The 20,687-nt window shown below is 63.2% G+C and carries 19 protein-coding genes and 1 pseudogene; 12 read left to right on the top strand and 8 right to left on the bottom strand.

Annotation, left to right across the window (positions count from 1 at the left end; translation table 11 throughout):
- Positions 1-67: 67 nt before the first annotated feature.
- Positions 68-547: an SET domain-containing protein gene (locus tag DLM46_RS30330; RefSeq protein WP_115106845.1), complete on the bottom strand. Its 480-nt coding sequence runs from the start codon at positions 545-547 to the stop codon at positions 68-70.
- Positions 548-867: 320 nt separating this feature from the next.
- Between DLM46_RS30330 and DLM46_RS30325 the strand changes: the two genes are divergently transcribed.
- Both DLM46_RS30325 and DLM46_RS30320 read left to right on the top strand, forming a co-directional pair.
- Positions 868-1,152: a hypothetical protein gene (locus DLM46_RS30325; RefSeq protein ID WP_115106844.1), complete on the top strand. Its 285-nt coding sequence runs from the start codon at positions 868-870 to the stop codon at positions 1,150-1,152.
- A 430-nt stretch (positions 1,153-1,582) separates the two neighbouring features.
- Positions 1,583-3,592, top strand: a complete 2,010-nt coding sequence (locus DLM46_RS30320; RefSeq protein WP_115106843.1) for a putative bifunctional diguanylate cyclase/phosphodiesterase — start codon at positions 1,583-1,585, stop codon at positions 3,590-3,592.
- Between the two features lie 216 nt (positions 3,593-3,808).
- Here the strand turns inward: DLM46_RS30320 and DLM46_RS41440 are convergent, their stop codons facing one another.
- The gene (locus tag DLM46_RS41440; RefSeq protein ID WP_482811937.1) at positions 3,809-4,105 is read right to left on the bottom strand and encodes a CppA family protein; all 297 of its coding nucleotides are present in this window, start codon (positions 4,103-4,105) and stop codon (positions 3,809-3,811) included.
- A gap of 341 nt (positions 4,106-4,446) precedes the next feature.
- On the opposite strand from DLM46_RS41440, the gene DLM46_RS30310 reads away from it, so the two are divergent.
- Both DLM46_RS30310 and DLM46_RS30305 read left to right on the top strand, forming a co-directional pair.
- Entirely contained in the window at positions 4,447-5,505 is a 1,059-nt protein-coding gene (locus DLM46_RS30310) for a type IV toxin-antitoxin system AbiEi family antitoxin (RefSeq protein ID WP_115106841.1), read from the top strand.
- The gene (locus DLM46_RS30305; RefSeq protein ID WP_115106840.1) at positions 5,480-6,376 is read left to right on the top strand and encodes a nucleotidyl transferase AbiEii/AbiGii toxin family protein; all 897 of its coding nucleotides are present in this window, start codon (positions 5,480-5,482) and stop codon (positions 6,374-6,376) included. Before DLM46_RS30310 ends, DLM46_RS30305 begins: the two co-directional genes overlap by 26 nt.
- Positions 6,377-6,444: 68 nt before the next feature.
- Here the strand turns inward: DLM46_RS30305 and DLM46_RS40600 are convergent.
- Positions 6,445-6,558 (bottom strand): annotated as a pseudogene (locus DLM46_RS40600) (MFS transporter); the annotation flags it as partial.
- A gap of 158 nt (positions 6,559-6,716) precedes the next feature.
- Between DLM46_RS40600 and DLM46_RS30295 the strand changes: the two are divergent.
- Positions 6,717-7,373: a GntR family transcriptional regulator gene (locus tag DLM46_RS30295; protein ID WP_115106839.1), complete on the top strand. Its 657-nt coding sequence runs from the start codon at positions 6,717-6,719 to the stop codon at positions 7,371-7,373.
- 18 nt (positions 7,374-7,391) lie between these two features.
- Here the strand turns inward: DLM46_RS30295 and DLM46_RS30290 are convergent, their stop codons facing one another.
- The 4 genes from DLM46_RS30290 to DLM46_RS30275 form a co-directional block, all read right to left on the bottom strand.
- Complete coding sequence (locus DLM46_RS30290; RefSeq protein ID WP_115106838.1) at positions 7,392-8,129, bottom strand: amino acid ABC transporter ATP-binding protein; 738 nt, start codon at positions 8,127-8,129, stop codon at positions 7,392-7,394.
- Positions 8,107-8,796, bottom strand: a complete 690-nt coding sequence (locus DLM46_RS30285) for an amino acid ABC transporter permease (RefSeq protein ID WP_115106837.1) — start codon at positions 8,794-8,796, stop codon at positions 8,107-8,109. The genes DLM46_RS30290 and DLM46_RS30285 overlap by 23 nt, the downstream gene beginning before the upstream one ends.
- Positions 8,796-9,464 carry an amino acid ABC transporter permease gene (locus tag DLM46_RS30280; RefSeq protein ID WP_115106836.1) on the bottom strand — a complete coding sequence of 223 codons (669 nt, stop codon included), beginning with the start codon at positions 9,462-9,464 and terminating at the stop codon, positions 8,796-8,798. The genes DLM46_RS30285 and DLM46_RS30280 overlap by 1 nt, the downstream gene beginning before the upstream one ends.
- A gap of 109 nt (positions 9,465-9,573) precedes the next feature.
- On the bottom strand, positions 9,574-10,401 hold the full coding sequence (locus DLM46_RS30275) for a transporter substrate-binding domain-containing protein (protein WP_115106835.1): 828 nt from the start codon (positions 10,399-10,401) through the stop codon (positions 9,574-9,576).
- A 172-nt stretch (positions 10,402-10,573) separates the two neighbouring features.
- On the opposite strand from DLM46_RS30275, the gene DLM46_RS30270 reads away from it, so the two are divergent.
- From DLM46_RS30270 to treA, 7 genes are all read left to right on the top strand, one after another.
- On the top strand, positions 10,574-10,861 hold the full coding sequence (locus tag DLM46_RS30270) for a (2Fe-2S)-binding protein (RefSeq protein ID WP_115106885.1): 288 nt from the start codon (positions 10,574-10,576) through the stop codon (positions 10,859-10,861).
- A complete protein-coding gene (locus DLM46_RS30265; protein ID WP_115106834.1) occupies positions 10,854-12,278 on the top strand; it encodes a (2Fe-2S)-binding protein in 1,425 nt (474 codons plus the stop codon). Before DLM46_RS30270 ends, DLM46_RS30265 begins: the two co-directional genes overlap by 8 nt.
- Positions 12,275-13,477, top strand: coding sequence for an NAD(P)/FAD-dependent oxidoreductase (locus DLM46_RS30260; RefSeq protein ID WP_115106833.1), 1,203 nt, complete (start codon positions 12,275-12,277; stop codon positions 13,475-13,477). The genes DLM46_RS30265 and DLM46_RS30260 overlap by 4 nt, the downstream gene beginning before the upstream one ends.
- Positions 13,474-14,424: a dihydrodipicolinate synthase family protein gene (locus DLM46_RS30255; protein WP_115106831.1), complete on the top strand. Its 951-nt coding sequence runs from the start codon at positions 13,474-13,476 to the stop codon at positions 14,422-14,424. Before DLM46_RS30260 ends, DLM46_RS30255 begins: the two co-directional genes overlap by 4 nt.
- Positions 14,421-15,848 carry a dihydropyrimidinase gene (gene hydA / locus DLM46_RS30250; RefSeq protein WP_115106829.1) on the top strand — a complete coding sequence of 476 codons (1,428 nt, stop codon included), beginning with the start codon at positions 14,421-14,423 and terminating at the stop codon, positions 15,846-15,848. Before DLM46_RS30255 ends, hydA begins: the two co-directional genes overlap by 4 nt.
- A 15-nt stretch (positions 15,849-15,863) precedes the next feature.
- Positions 15,864-16,082, top strand: coding sequence for an FmdB family zinc ribbon protein (locus tag DLM46_RS41340; RefSeq protein ID WP_115106827.1), 219 nt, complete (start codon positions 15,864-15,866; stop codon positions 16,080-16,082).
- A gap of 262 nt (positions 16,083-16,344) precedes the next feature.
- Positions 16,345-18,018, top strand: coding sequence for an alpha,alpha-trehalase TreA (gene treA, locus DLM46_RS30240; protein WP_115106825.1), 1,674 nt, complete (start codon positions 16,345-16,347; stop codon positions 18,016-18,018).
- A gap of 87 nt (positions 18,019-18,105) precedes the next feature.
- Here treA and DLM46_RS30235 read toward each other — a convergent pair whose 3' ends face one another.
- Complete coding sequence (locus DLM46_RS30235) at positions 18,106-20,655, bottom strand: penicillin-binding protein 1A (protein WP_115106822.1); 2,550 nt, start codon at positions 20,653-20,655, stop codon at positions 18,106-18,108.
- Between the last annotated feature and the right edge of the window lie 32 nt (positions 20,656-20,687).

The following is a 20,687-nucleotide window of genomic DNA, read 5'->3' as shown; positions in this document are numbered from 1 at the left end:
CGCGCCGGCGGTGTGGCCGGCGAAAGGAAGCTGCAATGTGCCTGACTCGGCTGCGGCAGCTACTGCCTTACCTGCGCCCGGGCTGACGCTCGCTGCGAGCTGTTTTCCTGGCGTGGCCTAGCATCGAGCCACGGCAGCCGGCCGCGCCGCACAGACAGCGGTAAGCCGCCCGCACTGCTTCGGTCCGGCGCCCTTCGACGCTCAGTTGATAGTCGATGAACAACTCGTCGCCCGTGCTGATATCCGCGGCAGCGATCACAAAAACCCGTTGCCCCTCCTCAACCGTTTCGCAGTTGGGGACACAGGCATGGTTCAGCCAGCGCGCACTATTGCCGCCGCGTTCGCCATCGATGACGCGCCCGTCGGACAAACCAAAGAAGAAGGTATGCCCGTCAGCGCGACCGTCACGCTGGTAGCGTTTGACCGCTCGATCCCACATAGTGACTTCACCCTTGTATTCGAGGATCCGTTCGCCGGCCTTGATCGTCCTCAGCGCAAATACGCCTTTGCCGTGCACCGGAGACCTTCGCACCACCACGCTACGCATGTTCGCTGGCTCAATGAAAGAGTAAAAATGAATAGGCCGATGCTCGCATGCCAAAATTCCTGCCGATGCCCGGCGACGTTCGGCGTGGTCTATCCGCGCTGTCCGGCTCACATCGACCTGGATAAAGGTGCTGCAAGCGTGGGTACGCCGTGGACTCGTCATTCGACGAGGAAATCACCGCCGTCAACTCAAACCTCAGCAGGATTTCCTGACAGACGGATCAGGTCATTCGACCGGTAATTTCCACCGCTCCTGACAGGAGCCCCACGATTGTTCCCCTACCATCGCAATCTTACTGTCCTCCCGAGTGTTGTAGCGTTATGTGTGCAGTTCCCTCTGAAGGCGTAAGTGACGCAGATCACATCGAGACGATTTGCCTGATTCTATTCGACGACTGGTGCGCCACGCGCAGCATCATTCCGCTTATCTACCTGATGCAATGCTGGCCTCTGCTGGACAGGAAGGTTGGGCGGATCAGTCTGCTGAGCAGCACGCTCGCCGAATTGCTGAAGTATCACGCCGACGCGCTCACACCTGAGCAAACCAGACTGCTGGGCGAATTGATTTATTACGCCAACAACCTGCTCATGCACATCACGCCCTAGCCGACGCGGCGCGACTGGCGCGCCGTCCGATTGCGTCCGATGGCTTCTTGACTTCGGCAAGCAAGCCGGCTTCAATTGCGCGCCAGGCATATCCTTACAAAGAACTCGGCAAATGCTGACAAGGGCGATCGAGACACGTCCACGCCCGCCCTCTTCCCAACCGATTGCCGCTCACGACCGCCAGGTTATGCCAGGGTGAGTCCTGGTTGAGCAGCAGCGACCACCGATTCTTTGATGGATCGCGGATTTCGTCCTTCAGTAATGACCAGGACTGCCGTATACCCATAATGAATGCGCGGTGCAACGCAGCCCGATCTTGCGAAACAGCCGCTACGGGAGACCCGACGTCCCCCGCTGTCAGCGAGACTGCGCGGACGATTGCCCACGTCCCCACATTCACGCGCATACCGGAATTCGCCAGCAAGGCATCATGACAAGTCGTCAACTTCATCGCCCGTGGTTCATTCGCAGCAAAGAGTTCTTCCGATCCGGCATCGGGCTATTTGCGGTATCGGTAGAAAACGAGGAGCTGAACCGATCGCAGTCGGTCGCCCTGTCTACTCAGATCCCGCTGCTGTACTTCATCCTCGTGACGAACAGCGTCGCATTGGCACTCACGCATCTTGCTTCCGCTCCACTCTTTCTGAGCGCCGTCGTACCGGCCGTACTGTCCGTCATTTGCCTCGTCCGTCTCGTCTGGTGGCGGCGCACCCGCCACGTCGACGCCGATGCCGCCACCCTTGCGAGGCGGCTGCGGATCACCGCGCGGCTCGTGCCCCTGCTCGGCGTGGTGTTTACGGCGTGGGCTCTGAGTCTGTACCGATACGGCGATGCCTACGCCAAGGTCCACGTCGCGTTCTACATGTCGATCACGGTGATCGGCTGCATCTTCTGCCTGATGCACCTGCGCGCTGCAGCGTTAACGCTGGCAGTCGTCGTGATCGTGCCGTTCTCGATCTTCTTTTCGTTGACCGGCAATGCGGTGCTTGTGCTGATCGCGGTGAACCTGTTGCTCGTATCGATCGCGATGACTGTCGTGCTGTTCGTGCACTACCGGCATTTTGCGCGATTGATCGAGTCATCGGCCGACCTGAAGATGAAGCAACTGGAGACGCAGCGTCTGAGCGACGAAAATTTCCAGCTGGCGAATCTCGACTCGCTGACCGGGCTGCCGAACCGGCGGGCGTTCCTCTCCTGCATCGCCGCTTCGACGCTGGCTGGTGAAAGCCGTGTGGCAATCGGGCTCATCGACCTCGACGACTTCAAGCTCGTCAACGATGCTTACGGTCATGCGACAGGGGATCGAGTGCTCGCCGAAGCGGGGCGCCGTCTCGTCGAGTTCAGGCAACCCGAGATATTCTTTGCGCGTCTCGGCGGAGACGAGTTCGGCATGCTGATTCGCGGCGATCTCTCCGCTGACGAACTGATGCGGTGCGGCGGGACAATCTGCCGGTTGCTTCGACAACCGTATCAAGTGGCGGATCTCACACTCAGATTATCCGCGTCGATCGGGTTCGCCGTATCGGATGCCGACACTGTGAGCTTCGAACTTCCGTTTGAACGTGCGGATCATGCGCTATACCACGCAAAGCAAAACGCACGGGGAGAACCCGTCATCTTTTCGCACGCGCACGAAAGCGAAAGGCGCCGCACGGCGCTGGTCGAGCAGGCGCTCGCCCATGCCAACCTCGAACGCGAACTCTTTGTCGTGTTTCAACCGATCGTCGAATTGCCTGACCAACGCATCGTGGGATTCGAGGCGCTTGCACGCTGGACACATGACAAGCTCGGTATCGTTTCGCCGGCGGAATTCATCAAGTGCGCAGAGCGGTCGAACCGGATCCTGCCGATGAGCGAAATCCTGCTGTGGAAAACGCTCAGGCACGCCAAACAGTGGCGAAACGCCACGTGCGTGTCGTTCAATCTGTCGGCTCGCGACATCGGCTCACTCGATGCGATCCAGCGCATTATCCGGATCGTCCTTGCGAGTGGTATGCCGCCACACCGTATCGAAATGGAAATCACCGAAACCGCGCTCGTGAGCGATTTCGGGGTGGCGAGCGAATCGCTTCGCTTGCTCAAGCAACTCGGCGTTCGCATTGCGCTGGACGATTTCGGCACTGGATTCTCGAGCCTTACGTACGTGCACCGTTTGCCGCTCGACAAGATCAAGATCGATCGCAGCTTCGTCAGGGATATTGTTGAGAATGTAGCCGGGCAAAAGGTCGTCAAGTCCATCATCGACCTGTGCCGCAATCTCGATCTCGACTGCGTGGTGGAAGGCGCGGAAGCCGAGGAGCAGGTGCAGATCCTCCATGAACTGGGTTGCAGCAAGATGCAAGGCTATCTGTTCGGCAAGCCCATGTCCGCCGAAGCCGTACTTGCTCTGGCCGCTGACGAACAGCATTCGGCACGGCCCGCGGCGCTGCGAACGGTATAACGGCGCAGACCAGCGTCATTGCGGTGACTACGATTGCGCATCCGGCTGGACGACACAGCTGGCGTACAGCCAAAGTCAGCGTCGATAGGCGTTAAAACGCCGAACCCGATACTCGGATCCAGCTGACCCTGGCGATTCACCCAAACGGTGCCAGCCTCGATGCCTCGGGACACCGTGCCGGCCACAGGCCTGAAGCTTTTAATGCCCCTCGATGTTTCACACGCTCCTGCCGCCGGCATATTGGCCGGAAGTGCGCCCTGCGGGCATTGCAGCCAGAATTTCGCGGATTGACGCGAGCGACTGTTCGGCGGTCGCAGTCGGTACGTGCGGGCTGTGCGTTCGAGATGCCCTGAATTCCGGAGGGCGCAGCCCGAGGCACCGGCAAACTTGCGACACGTAGGGCTTGGTCGGTCCGCTGCACCGCCTGGCGGCCTCAGACAGCGACGCATCGCTGACCTGCTGCCGCAACCAGGCCAGCGTCCGGCGGTCCCGGTCGTTAAGAACACGAACCATATGCTCCATATCGCCTCCAGTACTGTATGCATAAACAGTACTGTTAATATATACAGTAGTTGTGCCGGGTTCAAGGAGGATTTTGAGACGGCGATCAGGCGCCGGGAACTTGAATCGGGTACAGGATCGCGTCGCCTCCTTGCTGCGGGAAAAGAGGCTTTTGCGTTTTGCGTTTGGTGAGACGAGGCCGAGAGAAACGAACGCCTCAAAAAATCAGACAGCGAACGCCATGCTGTTCGAATTTTTCTCGACGCGAGTAGAGATGGCTATATGTTTGTACGATTTTTGACTGATGTACGATTTTTTCATACACTGTCTATAAATCGTACACGAGAAGTCAGATGCCACGTACTCTCTCTCTCAACGAGCAGCAGCTTCTCGAAGACGCATGCGCAGCTTTCGGGCGCTCGACGCGCATCTTCAAAGCCATACCCGGTCGCGCGCGGCGCGCATCGGACGGCCTGACCGACGGCACGATCCGGTTCGAACTCGCCGGAAAGAAGTTCGAGATGCCCGTTTTCATCAAGACCCGGGCTGATGCCTCAGGCATCCTTCTCGCGCAACATCGCCTGTATGCCACTAAACCGGGTGAGCATCGGCGCCGGCTCATGCTGGTCGCGCCGTACATCGGTTCCGAACTTGCCGCCCGTCTCATCGACGGGAACGTCCCGTTTCTGGACGCTGCCGGCAACGCGTTTATCAGCGAACCCGAGGGCACGGTCATGGTCACCGGCCGCGCCAAACCGCAGCTTCTGCACAGCGCTCCGACAGCGCGCGCCACCACGCGCAAAGGTCTGCAGGTGATGTTCGCCATCGCAACTCAACCAGGGCTCGTGTCACAGCCCTATCGAGCCATTGCTCAAGCATCGGGCGTGGCGTTGAGCACGGTGAACCAGGTCATCGACGACCTGCAGTCGCGGGGACTCGTCGCGCTCAGGAGCAACGGCGAGCGCATTTTCACGGACTGGCCAAAGCTGGTTCAAGAATGGATAAGCCTCTACCCTTCCCGCCTGCGCCCAAAGCTTGGCGCCAGACGATTCGCGAGCGCAACAGCAGACTGGTGGCGAACCTTTGACTTCGCTCAATTCAAGGGCCTGCTCGGCAGTGAAGCAGCCGCCGATGTCCTGACGCACGCGCTGAAGGCGGCCAGCGTCACAATCTACAGTCAGACGGCGCTGGACAGTCAGTTCATGCTGAAGGCCCGGCTTCGCCCGGATCCGCGGGGCGACGTCGAAATCCTCGAAGCATTCTGGCCCGGGACGACGGCGTCCGGCTGGCAGGCCGGCGATCCACCACTCGTGCACCCGCTTCTTATTTACGCCGATCTCGTCGCGTCGGGCGATGATCGCAACCTCTCTGCTGCGCAAAGGATCTATGAGCAGTACCTCTCCCAACCCTAACGCCAAGGTCAGCGAGGAACGGCCCGTTCATCCGGCCACCATCGCATTGCTGCGTCACGTTCGGGACGCAGCGGATCGGCGCGGCACTGATTTCGTGGTGGCGGGCGCGACCGCCCGCGACATCGTGCTCTGGCATGTACACGGTGTTCGCGCGGAGCGCGCAACCCGGGACATCGACGTCGCGGTTTGCGCGATCAGCTGGGAAGCTCATGGCGACCTCGTCGGGGAGCTCGAGGCAACCGGTCTCTTCAAGGCTGATAGCAAAGCGCAGCAGACATTGGTGTTCAGAGATCCGGCCGATGGCTGGGCCCTTCCGTTAGACCTAGTTCCCTTCGGTGATCTCGAAGCGCCAGCCGGATCGATCGCATGGCCGCCGAAAGGCGACTTTGTGATGAACGTGCTCGGTTTCCGCGAGGCCGTCGATCATGCGATCGCGATCGACCTCGGGGACAACCTCGCGGTACCCGTAGTGACGCTGCCGGCGCTCACGTTACTGAAGGTCCTCGCCTGGCACGATCGTCGCACGCGAAAGAATACAGATGCATCGGACCTCCTGCTCGTCCTCCGGAGCTACTTCAGGGCGGCAAACGAAGAGCGCATCTGGGAGGCCGCGGCCGATCTGCTGGTGGAGTACGGATACAACGTCGACCTCGCGGCGTCGGCATTGCTCGGCCGGGAGGCACGCCAGATAGCATTGCCTGCCACGCTCGACGCAGTCACGGCAATCCTCGCGGACGAGGCAAGTTACGAGACACTCAGGCGTGACATGTTGGCGCGCGCGGCCGCGCAGTTGCTGGACGATTTTGCGGACGCGTCCGATAAGACGCTTGCTGCATTCCGGCACGGTTTTTTGGCCACTTCGGCTCGCTAAATCTACGAGGCGACTGCCCGCACCTCACGCCGGCATCGTCGGCACGTCGTCCATCAGCCACGCCGAAGTACCATCGTGCTGCGAATTCTTCGCGGCGAGTACTCGGACATTTGCGCCACGACGGTCGGCATCACGCCGCCTATGCCAGGTCCGGCGACGAACTGGAAAGCACCGAACGTCACCGCTCATGTTCGAGACAGGGGCTAACGGCGTGCGCAAGTCGCGCGGGTACTGGGGGTCCTGAAAGGATCTGCGCCAACCGGCCCGAAATCGCGAGGGAGCAAGGCTTGCGCATCCGCATACAGTTCGTATACTTCGCATATAACTTTTGCGAGACAGCGTGAACACAACCTCCCCTGCCAGCGCCGAAAAACTGGGCGAACTGGCGTATCAGACCCTGCGCCGCATGATTCTCGACAAGGCGCTGCGCAGCGGCGGCCCGGTCGTTGAAGGACGGCTTGCCGAAGAACTCAACATCTCCCGCACCCCCATGCGCGAGGCCTTGCTGCGTCTCGAAGGCGAAGGCCTGCTGGTGCGCGCCGGCGCACGCTCCTATTCCGTGCGCTTCGTCAGTGCCCAGGAATACTTTCAGGCCATGAAAGTGCGCGAACTGCTGGAGCCCGAAGCGATCGCGCTCGCCATCGGCAAGATCGACAAGAAGCAAGTTCAGCAGTTGATCAAGAAGATCAAGGCGCTAAGCAGCGGCCAGCAGGAACAGGCGCACTGGCAGATCGACGACCAGGTCCATACGATGATGGCTCGCGCAAGCGGCAACGACGTGCTGGCCCGCACGATCGACGTGGTCCGCACCAACAGCCGCCTGTTCGAACTGGTGACACCGTTCAACCGCATCGAGGAAGATCGCGCGGAGCATCTCGCGATCCTCGAAGCCTATGCGGCCGACGACGCCGACGCGGCGCGCGCCGCGGTGCGCACCCATCTGCAAAACCTTCGCCGCTTCGTACTCGAGCGGCTCAGCGAAGGCACCTACATCTGACTTTGCGCAACAGCCGCGTCAGTGACGCAGTATCTTGCCGACGAATTCGCGCGTACGTGCTTCCTGCGGCGCGTCGAACACCTGTTTCGGCGTGCCGGTCTCGATCACGTGGCCGCCCGCCATGAAAACCACTTTCGACGACACCTCGCGCACGAAGCTCATCTCATGCGACACGATGAACATCGTGATGCCATCCGAGGCGAGCGCGCGAATCGTATCGAGCACTTCGTTCACGAGTTCAGGATCGAGCGCGGCCGTGACTTCGTCGAGCAACAGCACCTTCGGCTTCAACGCCAGCGCGCGTGCAATCGCCACCCGCTGTTGCTGGCCACCCGAGAGCTCGTCGGGATAGGCACGCAACCGGTGCGCAAGACCGACACGCGTCAGCAGCCTGATGGCGTCTTCCTCGACTTCCTTGCGCGGCCAGCCCTTGATTCTGGTCGGCGTGATCATGACGTTGTCGAGCACCGTCATGTTCTGGAACAGGTTGTACTGCTGGAACACGATCGCGATATCCGAGCGCAGCGCGCGCACCGCGGCCTTGTCGGCATAATTTACGGCCGCGCCGTTCAGATGCACGCTGCCGTGCGCCGGCGGGAGCAGCCCCATCAACACGCGCAGCAAGGTGCTCTTACCCGATCCTGACGGCCCGATCAGACTGACTATCTCGCCCTTTTCGACGCAGAGGTTGATTCTTTCCAGCACCGTGTGCGGCCCATACGACGCCTTCAGGTCAACGATTTCGAGTTGCGGCAAGTTTCCTCTCCATGCGCTTACCGAAGCGCGACAGCGGATACGACATCAGAAAATAGAGCGCCAGAATCGACCCGTAAACGATCCACGCGGAAAAGCCCTTGTTGTTGAGCACTTTCCCGGCCGACGTGAGTTCCATCACACCGATCTGCGAGGCCAGCGCGGTGTCCTTGATGAACATCACGAAGAAGCCGAAAGTGGGCGGTACGATTACGCGCCATGCCTGCGGCACGATCACGTAGCGCAGCGTCTGAACATAACTGAAGTTCAGCGTGCCGGCCGCTTCCCATTGATTGACGTGAACCGACTCGAGGCCGCTTCGCACGATCTCGCCGAGATAGGCCGACGCGATCAGACACACGCTGACGAGCGCCACCGCGAAGGTGGGCAGATTGGCGCTCAGCGCCTGGCTCGCGAAAAACACCAGCATCAGCGTGACGAGAAACGGTATGCGCCGGAACAGTGCGCAGTAGACGAACATGATTGCGCGCACCGGCGCCATGGCACGCGAACGCGTCACCCTCAGCACCGCGACGAGAAAACCCGCAACGAATCCCGCGAAACAACCGATCGACGACAGCACGAAGGTGGCGGCGAAACCTTCGAGCAACAGCAACAGGTTGTAGTACGAAAACAGCTGGGTGAGTTGAGCCATGGACGAAGCGAACATCAGAACACCTTTATCTTCGCGCGGCAGACATGGCGCCCGAACATCGCCAGCGCGAAGGTGGCCAGCACCGTCACCGCGATGTACATGAGCGCGGCTACGCTGAACGCTTCGACCGACAGATAGGTCTGCGAGCTGATGTTATACGTGCGCCCGGTCAGCTCCTCCACGCCGAAGATCGCCGCCATCGAGGTGCCGAGCGTCATCACGATGAACTGGTTCGACAGCGGCGGAAACATCACCTTCATCACGTGCGGAAAAATCACATGACGTACGATTTGCGGCGTCGAAAAACCCAGCACTTCGGCGGCTTCGAGCTCTGCCCATCGAACCGACGCGAAGCCGGCGCGCTGGATCTCGCACAGGTAAGCACCCGCATTGAAGGTCGCGCCCAGCACCACCGCGGTGAGCGGCGAGAGCGTGATGCCGATCTCCGGCAACGCGAAGAACAGAAAGAAGATCTGGACGAGCTGCGGCGTATTGGTCGCGAACGTGACATAGGCTTTGACCACGCGCTGCAACGCGCCCGGCCCATAGCGCAGGATCGCGGCGCAAACGAGGCCGATCAGCATGCCGAGGCCGAATGCGAGCACCGCGATCTGCAAGCTGAGCCACGCGCCGCCGAGCAGATACGGCCATTGCTCGAGGACGGGCCCGAAGTGAAGCGTCATCGAAACAGGCCTCCTTGCGGCGAAATTGCGGGGCGCCCATCGCCCGCTTGCGGCGCGCCGCGCTGCGTTCGTTCGATCACGCCTCGCCGGTCACGGTCATGAGTCACGCTCACTGGGCGGCGGCCATCGGCGGAGCCGCAGTCGGATCGTGCAGCATCGGACTGCCGAACCATTGCTTCCAGCGCGCCGCGACGAAACCGCTCTTGTGCAGTGTCGCAATCTCCTTGTTCAGCCGCTCGGTGAGCGCGGCGTTGCCCTTTTTCACGCCGATACAGTCGTAATCGACCTCGATCGGCTCATCGACCACCCGCCATTTCGTCGAATAGTTCTTCGTATAACTGAGCATGAAATCGAGTACGTCGATCAGCGCGTCGGCGCGCCCCTGCGCAATCGTGCGCACGGCGTCCGGATAGTTGTCGAGCAGCAGCAACTGCGCCTTCGGCAACTTCTCCTGAATCAGCTTGACCGGTGTCGTGCCGCGCACCTGAACCAGCCGCACCGACGAATCGTTCAACTGTGTCCAGTCTTTATAGGGTTTGTCCTGGGTCGTCAACACGCCGAGCACTTCCGTATTGACCGGGTCGGTGAAGTCGATGACCTTGAGACGGTCGGCGTTGCGCGTCATGCCGCCCATCACCGCGTCGATCTTGTCGGTCATCAGGAACGGCACGCGATCGTTCGAGCCGACCGGCACGATTTCCAGTTTCACGCCGAGCGAGTCCGCGATCTTCCTCGCGATATTGACGTCGAAACCGTCGATATTGTTCTTTGCGTCGTAGCTGCCGAGCGGCGGCAGATTCGGATTGATGCCGAATACGATCTTCTTCGACGCCAGAATCTCGTCCAGCGTGCGTGCGCCGGCATCGAGTGAACCGAGCAGTGCGCATGCCGCAAAACCAGCGGCGAGCATGCGGCCCAGGATGATCGAGAGTTTCATTCGTGGACTCCGTAAGCGTTACATGATGAAGGTTTGAAGCATCCGGACGAGGCCTTCGCAAAGCCGGTCCTTTTTTGGCGACTTTGCGTATACGTATCGTATACGTTAGTATCAAAACATCGCCTAAATTACTTGTCAAGCGAGGTTGGGACCGATGTCCGGAGAACACGCCATGCGTATCGACAGTGCGGAAAGCTCGCCCACGGTCGAGCTTTTTCTTGATGGTCAGCGCCTCCCGGCGCGCACCGGCGAGAGTGTGGCCGCGGCCCTGTTTGCTTGCGGCAGGAAGGCGCTGCGCGTGAGCCCTCGCCTGCATCAGGCGCGCGGCATGTTCTGCCTGATGGGTTCCTGCCAGGAGTGTCTCGTGATGGTGAACGGCCGCCGCGTGCTGGCCTGCCAGACGCGTGTCGTCGACGGCCTGCGTGTCGAAACTGTTCCGGAGACTGGCGCCGATGTCTGAGTTCGACGTGGCGGTGCTCGGCGGCGGCCCGGCCGGCGCCCATGCGGCGATGGCGGCTGCGGCTGCGGGACTGAGCGTCGCGCTGTTCGACGAGAACCCGGCCGCGGGCGGTCAGGTGTACCGGGCACCGGTCGAAGGCGCCGCGGCGTCCGGCGGAGCGGATCAGGAGGCCGGCAACACTCTGCGCCGCGAGCTGGCCGCAAGCGGCGTCACGACATTCTTCGGCCATTCCGTATGGGCCGTCACCGGCGACTATCGCATCGACGCAACCGGCCCGCACGGCGCGGCGCATTACACCGCACGCGCACTGATCGCCGCAGCCGGCACGACCGAGCGGGTCGTGCCATTCGAAGGGTGGACCACGCCTGGTGTAATCGGTCTGGCTGCCGCCACCATCCTGTTGAAGTCGCAGCACATGCTGCCTGGCCAGTCGACGCTCGTCGCCGGCTGCGGTCCGCTGCTCGCGGCCGTGGCGGCCAAAACGATCGAAGGCGGCGGCAGGGTCGAGGCCATCGCGGATCTCGCCGGCATCGGCGACTGGTTGCGCACCGTGCCCGCCCTGCTCGCGCGTCCCGATCTGTTGCGCCAGGGTCTGCGCTGGTGGAACACGATCCGCCGTGCAGGCACACGCCGATATGCGCGTCATACGATCGTGCGGGTCGAGGCGGCCGGCGCTCAGCTGCGCGCGACCCTCGCCCCTTGTGATGCAAGCGGGCGTCCCGTCGAAGGAAAGCGCAAAACCGTGATGGCCGATTGCGTCGCCGTCGGTCACGGGCTCACGCCGTCTACCGAGGTGACGCGTCTGTTGCGCGCACAACATCGCTACTCGCGCGAAGCGGGCGGCTGGATTGCCGTCGCCGACCAGGACGGGCGTACTTCGCGCCCCCGTCTCTATGTCGCGGGCGACGGCGCCGGGATCGCCGGCGCAGCCGCCGCCGCGAAGCACGGCACGCTGGCCGGTCTCGCCTGTGCGCTCGATCTCGGTGCGCAAGCGCCTGCACGACTGCAAAGCCTCGTCGAGACGGCGCGCGACGAATTTCTCCAGGCTGCGCGTGCCGGTCACGCGATGGCGAATCTGATGGCCCTGCGCCCCGGACACGTGGACAGCATTGGCCCCAGCACCATCGTCTGCCGCTGCGAGGACGTGACACGCGCCGAAATCGACGCGGCCTTCGACTCGGGCGCTCATGACGTCAACCAGCTCAAGGCATGGACGCGATGCGGCATGGGCCCCTGCCAGGGGCGCACCTGCGGCGATATTGCGGGCGAATTGCTCGCCCGCCACGCTGCCGATGCATCGCGCGAGCGCGTCGGCTGCTTTTCCGCGCGCACGCCACTGCGCCCGGTGACGGTCGAAGCGCTCTCCGGCGACTACACCTACGACAGCATCCCGATCCCCAAGGCGGCGCCGCTATGAACGCACCGTCTGAAGCGTTGCACGGACCTTTCGATGTCGCCGTGGTCGGCGGCGGCGTGATGGGCTGCACGAGCGCATTGTTCCTTGCACGCGCCGGCATGCGGGTGGCCGTGATCGAGCGCGGCGCGCTGTGCCGCGCCGCTTCCGGCGTGAACGCCGGCACGCTGACTCTGCACATGACGCGGGCGGCGCTCGTGCCCTACGCGATCCGCGCATGGAAGATGTGGATGGAGACGGACCAGTGGCTCGGTCAAGGCGTGCTGGCAACCGCCGCGCCGGGTCTCTCGCTCGCCTTCACCGAAGCCGAACGGGAACTGCTCCGGGCTCGCGCCGCTGCCCGCCGCGAATACGGCGCGCAGATCGACCTGCTCGAGCGCGACGCCGCACTCGCCGTCGAGCCCGGACTTAATCCTGCGATGCTGGAGGCCGCGTTCTGCGCGACCGACGGTTTCGCGAGTGCTTACCTGACCGGCCGCGCCTATCACGCGGCATTGCGCGAAGCCGGCGTGCGGATTGTCGAGCAGACGCCGGTCACGCGGATCGATCGGGTGAACGGACGCTATCGCGTATTTGGCCAGGCGCGCGATCCTGAAAGCGGCCCTGAAAGCGCCGCCGCTTCGCTTCGCATCGACGCGAAGCGGCTCGTCATGGCCGGCGGCGTATGGCTCGAGCCGCTGCTGGCGATGCTCGACGTGCACATTCCCGTGAAGACGCTCGTCAACCAGCTGATCGTCACCGAACGCATGCCGCCCATCATGCGTTCGGTGCTGAGCATTGCGAACGGGCTGCTCTCGATGAAGCAATTCGCCAACGGCAGCGTGCTGATCGGTGGCGGCTGGCAAGGCGTCGGCGATCGTATTCGAGGCCCCGTCGAAACCATTCCGCAGAACCTGACCGGCAATCTTCGGCTGGCGCAGCACGTGATCCCGGCGCTCGCCAAAGCGCGCGTGGCGCGCATCTGGCTGGGACTCGAAGCCGAAACCGCCGACGCTATGCCGATGCTCGGCGCGCTGCCCGGTCTCACGGATGCCTGGGTCATCGGCTGCGTGCACTCCGGCTACACCAGCGGCCCCTATATGGGAAAACTGCTGGCCCAGACGATGCTCGGCGAGGCGCCCGAGTTGCCCTTATTCGATCCGGCGCGGCTCGTGGTTCAAGCCGCCGCGCCCGCCCTTACTCCTCGAGAAAACACTGAATGATTCCCTCACACGACGCCCCCTTCAACGGCATCTATGCCGCCACCCTTTGTCCGCTCGACGCGCAGGGCCGTCGTCTGGACGAAGCCGCGCTCGCCCGCCATCTGGAGGACGTCGCCGCAGTCGACGGTATTGTCGGCTTGCTGATCAACGGCCACGCCGGCGAGAACTTCGTGTTCTCGCGCGACGAAAAGCGGCGCGTGGTGGAGATCGCGCACAGCGTGTGCGGCGAGCGCTCGATCATCGTGGCCGGCGTGAATTCCGAAGACAGCTACGAAGCACAGGCGCATACCGACGACGCAAAACGTGCGGGCGCCGACGCGATGCTGCTTTTTCCGCCTTTCTCATGGGCGCTCTCGACAGATCTCGACACTGTCGTCGCGCATCACCGGATCGCCAATGCCAACGCGCGCCTGCCCATGATGCTGTACCAGGCGGGCGTGAGCACCGGAGCCATGGCCTACACGGAGCCCATGCTGCGTGCGCTGATCGGACTGCCGGAGGTCGTGGCCATCAAGGAAGGCAGTTGGGAGACCGCGGCCTATGAGGGAAACCGGCGCTTCGTCAAATCGACGGCGCCGCACGTCGCCGTCATGGCATCCGGCGACGAGCACCTGTTCACGTGCTTTGCCGTCGGCACCGAAGGCAGCCTCGTGAGTCTCGCCGCCGTCGTGCCGGAGTTGATCGTGGCGCTCTATCGCGCGGTCCTGCGCGGCGACCTGGCCGAAGCGCAGCGGCTTCATGCCCGCATCTATCCGCTCGCCAAGGCCATTTACGGCACCGCGCCGGGATCGCATGCGAGCGCCCGGCTCAAGGCCTGTCTTCATCTGCTCGGAAAATTTCCGCACGCGTCGATGCGCCCGCCGATTCCGCCGCTGTCCGCCGCGGAAACCGGCCGCCTTGAAAGCGCGCTCTCGATTGCCCTCGAACACGACCGGAGCCCCTCATGACTCACAGCACGACCCGCACGCTTATCCGCGGCGGCCGCCTGATCACCGCGGTGGACGACTACAGCGCCGACATCATGATCGAAGGCGAACGCATTGTCTGTATCGGGCAGCAGCTGGAAGCCGGTCCGGACACGTTGGTGATCGACGCGAGCGGCCTGCTGGTGTTTCCCGGCGGCGTCGATTGCCATACGCATATGGAGAATACGTTCGGGCCGTCGGTGACCTGCGACAACTTTGCCTCCGGCACACGCTCGGCCGCTTTCGGCGGCACCACGACGATCGTCGATTTCGCGTTGCAGAATGCCGGAACCAGTCCGCTCGACGCCATCGCGAGAGCGCAGTCGAAGGCGGGCTCAGCGGCCAGCATCGACTATGGTTTCCACGTGATCGTTACGCACGTCGACGAAGACGTGCTGGCCGACATGCAATACGCGATCCGCCACGAGGGCGTGTCGAGCTTCAAGATGTTCATGGCGTATCCGGGCACCGTCATGTCCGACGACGCCACGATTTTTCGGGCGATGCGGATGGTCGGGCAGCACGGCGGCATGATCGCGCTGCACGCCGAGAACGGCACGGTCATCGACCTGCTGATTCGCGAGGCGCTCGCGCAAGGGCACACCTCGCCCCGCCATCACGCGCTGACGCGGCCCGCGATCATGGAAGGCGAAGCCACGCATCGCGGCATCAAGCTCGCCGAGCTGGCCGAGGCTCCCGTGTACTTCGTTCACCTGTCGGCGAAGGAAGCGCTCAAGCATGTCATCGAGGCACGCGATCTCGGCATTCCGGTATTCGCCGAAACCTGCCCGCATTACCTGTTCTTCGACGAATCCGCGTATGCCGACGACAGCTTCGATCTCGCGCGCTATGTCATGAGTCCGCCGCTGCGCTCGAAGGACGCCCAGAACGCGTTATGGACCGCGCTCAAGACCGACGACCTGCAGCTGATATCGACCGATCATTGCCCGTACTGCATGAAGGAAGGCCATCTCGGCAAAGTGAACCAGAAGCCGCTCGGGCGTGATGACTTTTCGAAGATTCCGAACGGCGTGCCGGGCGTCGAAACGCGCATGACGGTGGTGTACGACGGTGGCGTACGGAGCGGACGCATTTCGTTGAACCGCTTCGTAGAATTGACGTCGACCGCGCCCGCGAAACTGTTCGGGTTGTTCCCAAAGAAAGGCACGCTCGCTATCGGCAGCGACGCGGATATCGTGCTATTCGATCCCGACGAACCGCACACGATCAGCGCCCGGACACAACACAGCGACTGTGACTTCACGCTGTTCGAAGGCCATCAGGTGACGGGCCGTGTGAAGAAGGTGCTGCTGCGGGGTGAACTGCTGATCGACGGCGGCGCATGGGTCGGCCGTACCGGACAGGGCCAATTCGTCGCGCGCGGCGAGCTAGGTGCGTACTGGTAACACCGGCCACGCGCGATGCCGATCTACGACTACCAGTGCACGCAGTGCGGCGCGTTCGACCAGATGCAAAGCGTGGCGGCTCGCCACAGCGCGCTTTGCCCTCGGTGCGGCGAGCCTGCGCCCCGGATCCGGAGCGGGTTGCCCGTGGTATTGACGCATACCCACAACACACCGCCGGCGGAAGACGCGGCTGCTTCGTCCAGCGGACGATACCGGTGCGCTTGCTGCCGCTGACCTGCCGCTGACCTGCCGCTGACTTTCCGCTGACCATGTTGCCCGGGCAAACCGTGCGGCAAGCGTTCCGCGCTAACCGGCAAATGGTGCTGTGCGGCAAACGTGCGCAGAGGCAGACAAAGGCAGGCATGCCTATTGCGTCGCGTGCAATCGTTTGAAACGCGCCGGCTTTTATGCGATGCTTCCTCCGCCTCAGCATCCATCAGAAGAATGCGAGGCCGCGCCGGAGACCAATCCTGTTGTCCACTTCTCAGGAGGAGACATGATTGAGCCGTCGCAAGTCCGTCGCAAGATTGCCATCCCGCTGATCTCGCCCCGCCGCGCAGCCGGCACGCTTCGGCATCGAAGCGTTCATCGGGCGGCCCTTGCAAGTTTTGTGTTCGTAGCCAGCGCCGCCAGCGTCTGCTTCGCGGACACTCAGGTCGGCGCAACGCTGCCGCCTGCGCCGAGCGTGCTGTACGGCGACCTGTTCGTCGCGGTGCAAACGGCGCAGATCTATCCCGATCAGAAGACCTTCGTCGACGCCACGCCGAATGCGGACCCTGCCGCGATCGTGCAACTGTATGAGCAGCAGAAGAACAATCCAGGCTTTTCGCTGGCGAGCTTCGTCAACCAGTACTTCACGCCACCGAGCGAGCCGGTCATCACGCCGCCGGCGAATCAGACGCTGCGCGAGCATATCAACTGGCTGTGGCCCGCGCTCACGCGCACCACGACGAGCGCGCCGCCGAACAGTTCGCTGATTCCCTTGCCGAAGCCCTATGTCGTGCCGGGAGGACGCTTCCGCGAAGGCTACTACTGGGACACCTGGTTCACGATGCTGGGGCTCCAGGAGGCCGGCCGCGAAGACCTCGTCGACAACATGCTCGATAACTTCGCGTATGAGATCGACACCTTCGGCCACATCCCGAACGGCAATCGCACGTATTACCTGGATCGCTCGCAGCCGCCGTTTTTCTCGTACATGGTGACGCTCGCGGCGAAGGTCGAAGGCGGCAAGGTCTACCAGAAATATCTGCCCGCCCTGCGCAAGGAGTACGCGTACTGGATGCAAGGCGCGGACTCGACCAAACCGGGCGACGCGACGCGCAACGTCGTGGTGATGCCGGACCATACGGTGCTCAACCGCTATTGGGACGAACTCGACACGCCGCGTGACGAGTCGTATCTCGAGGACGTGAAGACCGCGCAGCAGGCCACGGGGCGCTCGCCAAACGAGGTCTACCGAGAACTGCGCGCGACCGCGGAGAGCGGCTGGGATTTCAGCTCGCGCTGGTTCGGCGACAACATGACGCTGGCGACGGTGCGCACCACGTCGATCATTCCGGTCGATCTGAACAGCCTGATGTTTCACCTCGAAACGACCATCGCCAGAGGCTGTGGCGAGACCCGCGATGTCCGCTGCGTGGGCGAGTTCGCCGAACGCGCGGCGAAACGCGCGATGGGCATCAACCGGTATCTGTGGAATGCCAAGGGCTATTACGGGGACTACGACTGGCAACTCGCGAAGCCGCGCGAGAACAAAACGGCGGCGATGCTGTATCCGCTATTCGTGGGAGCGGCGTGGCCGGAACGTGCACGCAAAACGGCCCGGCAGGTGCAATCGACGCTTCTGCAACCCGGCGGCCTCGTGACGACCACCTACAACACGACGCAGCAGTGGGACGCGCCGAACGGCTGGGCGCCGTTGCACTGGATCGCGGTCGAGGGTCTGAAGCGCTATGGACACGACGCGCTCGCGCAGCAGATCGGCACGCGCTTTCTGGCCGACGTCAAGGGCGTCTACGCGTCCGACAGGAAGCTGGTCGAGAAGTACGTTGTCGAAGGCGCGGGAACCGGTGGCGGAGGCGGTGGCGAGTATCCGTTGCAGGACGGCTTCGGTTGGACCAACGGCGTGACGCTCAAGCTGCTCGATCTGTATAGCCCGGGCGAGTAGCGTTCGGACCAACGTCCCGGCATGGCGCGGGGCGCACACGGTTGCGGCTGGCGTGTGCGCCTCTCGTGCATGCAACGGGATCGACCGTCAAGGCGACGTGCCGGTACTTGCCGGCGCGTTCACGGGATCGTTAGCCGTGCTGTTAGCCGCGCTGTTAGCCGCACTGCCTGCGTCGGCCGGCGTGATGTCGTCCGGCGTGGGCGTCGGCGCGGAGGCCGGCACGCCGCCCGCGGGCGCCTGCCCGTCGACGTGCTCGCTGGCCGGCTGCGGCGCAGAGGCCGGCGCCGGGGCAATGAGCGGCGGCTGCGGCAGCGGTTGCAGTTCAATCGCGGCAGTGGAAGCAGTGGAAGCAGTGGAAGCAGTGGAAGCAGCAGAAGCAACGGAAGCGACTGAGGCAGCCGGCGCACGCCGCGTCGCATCACGGCTTGCGCTCGGCGCCTCGGGCCTCACCGGCGACGCAAACAGATGCTCGAACCACGCGCGGATCTTGCCCGACAGTTCGGCGAACCTGCCCGGTTCCTGCTCCGTCGCGAACCTGGCGCGAACGTCGACCAGCCTCGAGCGCTGCGCACGCTGGAAAAAATCGCCGACGATCGGCAAGGCACTGTGCGCCCCCTGCCCCCAATAGTCGCTGCGCAACGTCACGCGGCTGTCGTTGAAGCCGACCCAGGCGCCGGCCACGAGTTGCGGATGGATGAGAATGAACCAGCCGTCCGCGTAACCCTGCGTCGTGCCCGTCTTGCCGGCGACATCGCCGCGCACGCCGAAGCGGCTGCGAATGCTCGAACCCGTCCCCCGGCTGACCACGTCGCGCATCACGTCCACCAGCGTTCGAGCGGTGTCGGCCGGCAATTCCTGTCTCGGCGGCACCGGCGCGAACTCCGCCAGCACTTCGCCGTTGCGATCCTCGATGCGCGTGACCATCACCGGCTCCACATAGCCGCCGAGGTTGGCAATCGTGCCGTACGCCGAGACCATTTCCTTCAGCGTCACGGGGCTCGTGCCCAGCGCCAGCGACGGCACCGGATTGAGCTCGCTGTCGCGCACGCCCATCGCGCGAGCGAGCCGCGCAACCTTGGCCGGACCGACTGTCTCCATCAACTGCGCCGTAATGCGGTTGCGCGAATAAGCGAGACCGTCGCGCAGGCTGATGGCGCGCCCGCTCGGTTCGTCTTCGTCGCTCGGGCGCCAGATTTCGCCGCCGGCCAGCGGGATTTCGATGGGTTTGTCCACGAACGTATCGGCCGGTTTGGCGCCGCCTTCGAATGCCGCGGCATAGACGAACGGCTTGAAAGTCGAGCCCGGCTGGCGGCGCGCCTGCTGGACGTGGTCGAACGGATCCTGGCTGAAGTCGCGGCTGCCGACCCATGCCTTGATCTGTCCGTTGCGCGGATCCAGCGCGAGGAAATCCGCCTGCACCCGGGTCTTGCTCTCACACACCGTCTGCACCAGATTGCGATCGGACGACAGCCGTTTCAACGCTTCGCTGTCCGTCAGACCCGAGTCTTTCGCCGCGCGATAGTCAGGCGTCTCGCGCAGGAAGACCTGCAACAGGTCACGGCCGTTCGCGCAACCCGCACGTGCTCCCCATGCCGAGTTCGCGATGCCCTGCAACTGGTTGCCCTGCCACACCACGGCCTGGGTCGCCATGGCCTGCAAGCGGGAATCGATGGTGGTGCGCACCACCAGTCCATCGGAGTAGATGTTGTAGTCGTTGCGATCCGCCCATGCGGCGAGCCATTTGCGCAGTTGCTGCGCGAAGTGCGGCGCGGGTCCGGGCGGCTCGGTTTGCCGCTCGAAATCGATGCGCAGCGGACGGCGCTTCAGCGTCTCGTAGGCCGCGGGTGTCAGCTTGCCGTACTTGACCATCTGGGCCAGAACGATGTTGCGCCGCTGCACGGCGCGCTCCGGGTTGAGCACCGGGTTGTAGTAGCTGTTGCCCTTCAGCATGCCGGCCAGCGTCGCGCTTTCCAGCACGTTCAGCTCGGCGGCCGATTTATCGAAATAGGTACGCGCCGCCATTTCGATGCCATAGGCGTTGTAGAGGAACGGCACCGTGTTCAGATACGTCTCGAGAATCTCGCTCTTGGTGTAGAGCGCCTCGATCTTGAAGGCGGTGATCGCCTCCTTCAGCTTGCGGGTCAGCGTGGGAGCGCGGCCGATTTCGTCGGGATACAGGTTACGGGCCAATTGCTGCGTGATGGTCGAGCCACCCTGGCGGTCGCCGGAAAACGTATGCAGCGCGGCCGATGCCGTACGCCGCCAGTCGAGGCCGAAATGCTGGTAGAAGCGATGGTCTTCCGTGGCGATCAAGGCGTCCACCACGTGCGGCGAGATATCCGCGAGCTTCACCCACTCGCGGTTGGACGGCTTGAATTCGGCAAGCAATTTGCCGTCCGCCGAGAGTATCTGAGCGGGCTGCTCCACCTTCGCCTTGCGGATGTCGCCGATACTCGGGGTGAACGGAATCAGGATCAGCACGTAAAGGAACAGCAGCGCAGGCAGAGCGGCGCAGGTCAGCGCCACGCCGCGCCGCGTGGGGCGGCGCACGCGCCGCAGCGCGGCGGCGGCGACTGGCCGGAGCTCGGCCAGCCTTCCTGCACAGAACTCGAAAAATTGCGTGATGAGGCGTTTCACACTGGCATTCCATCAACCGGAAAGCCAGCATC

This window comes from Paraburkholderia lacunae (assembly GCF_003353175.1).
GTDB lineage: Bacteria > Pseudomonadota > Gammaproteobacteria > Burkholderiales > Burkholderiaceae > Paraburkholderia > Paraburkholderia lacunae.
Note: the sequence above shows the minus strand (reverse complement) of the source record. Positions and strands in the feature narration are given on the sequence as shown.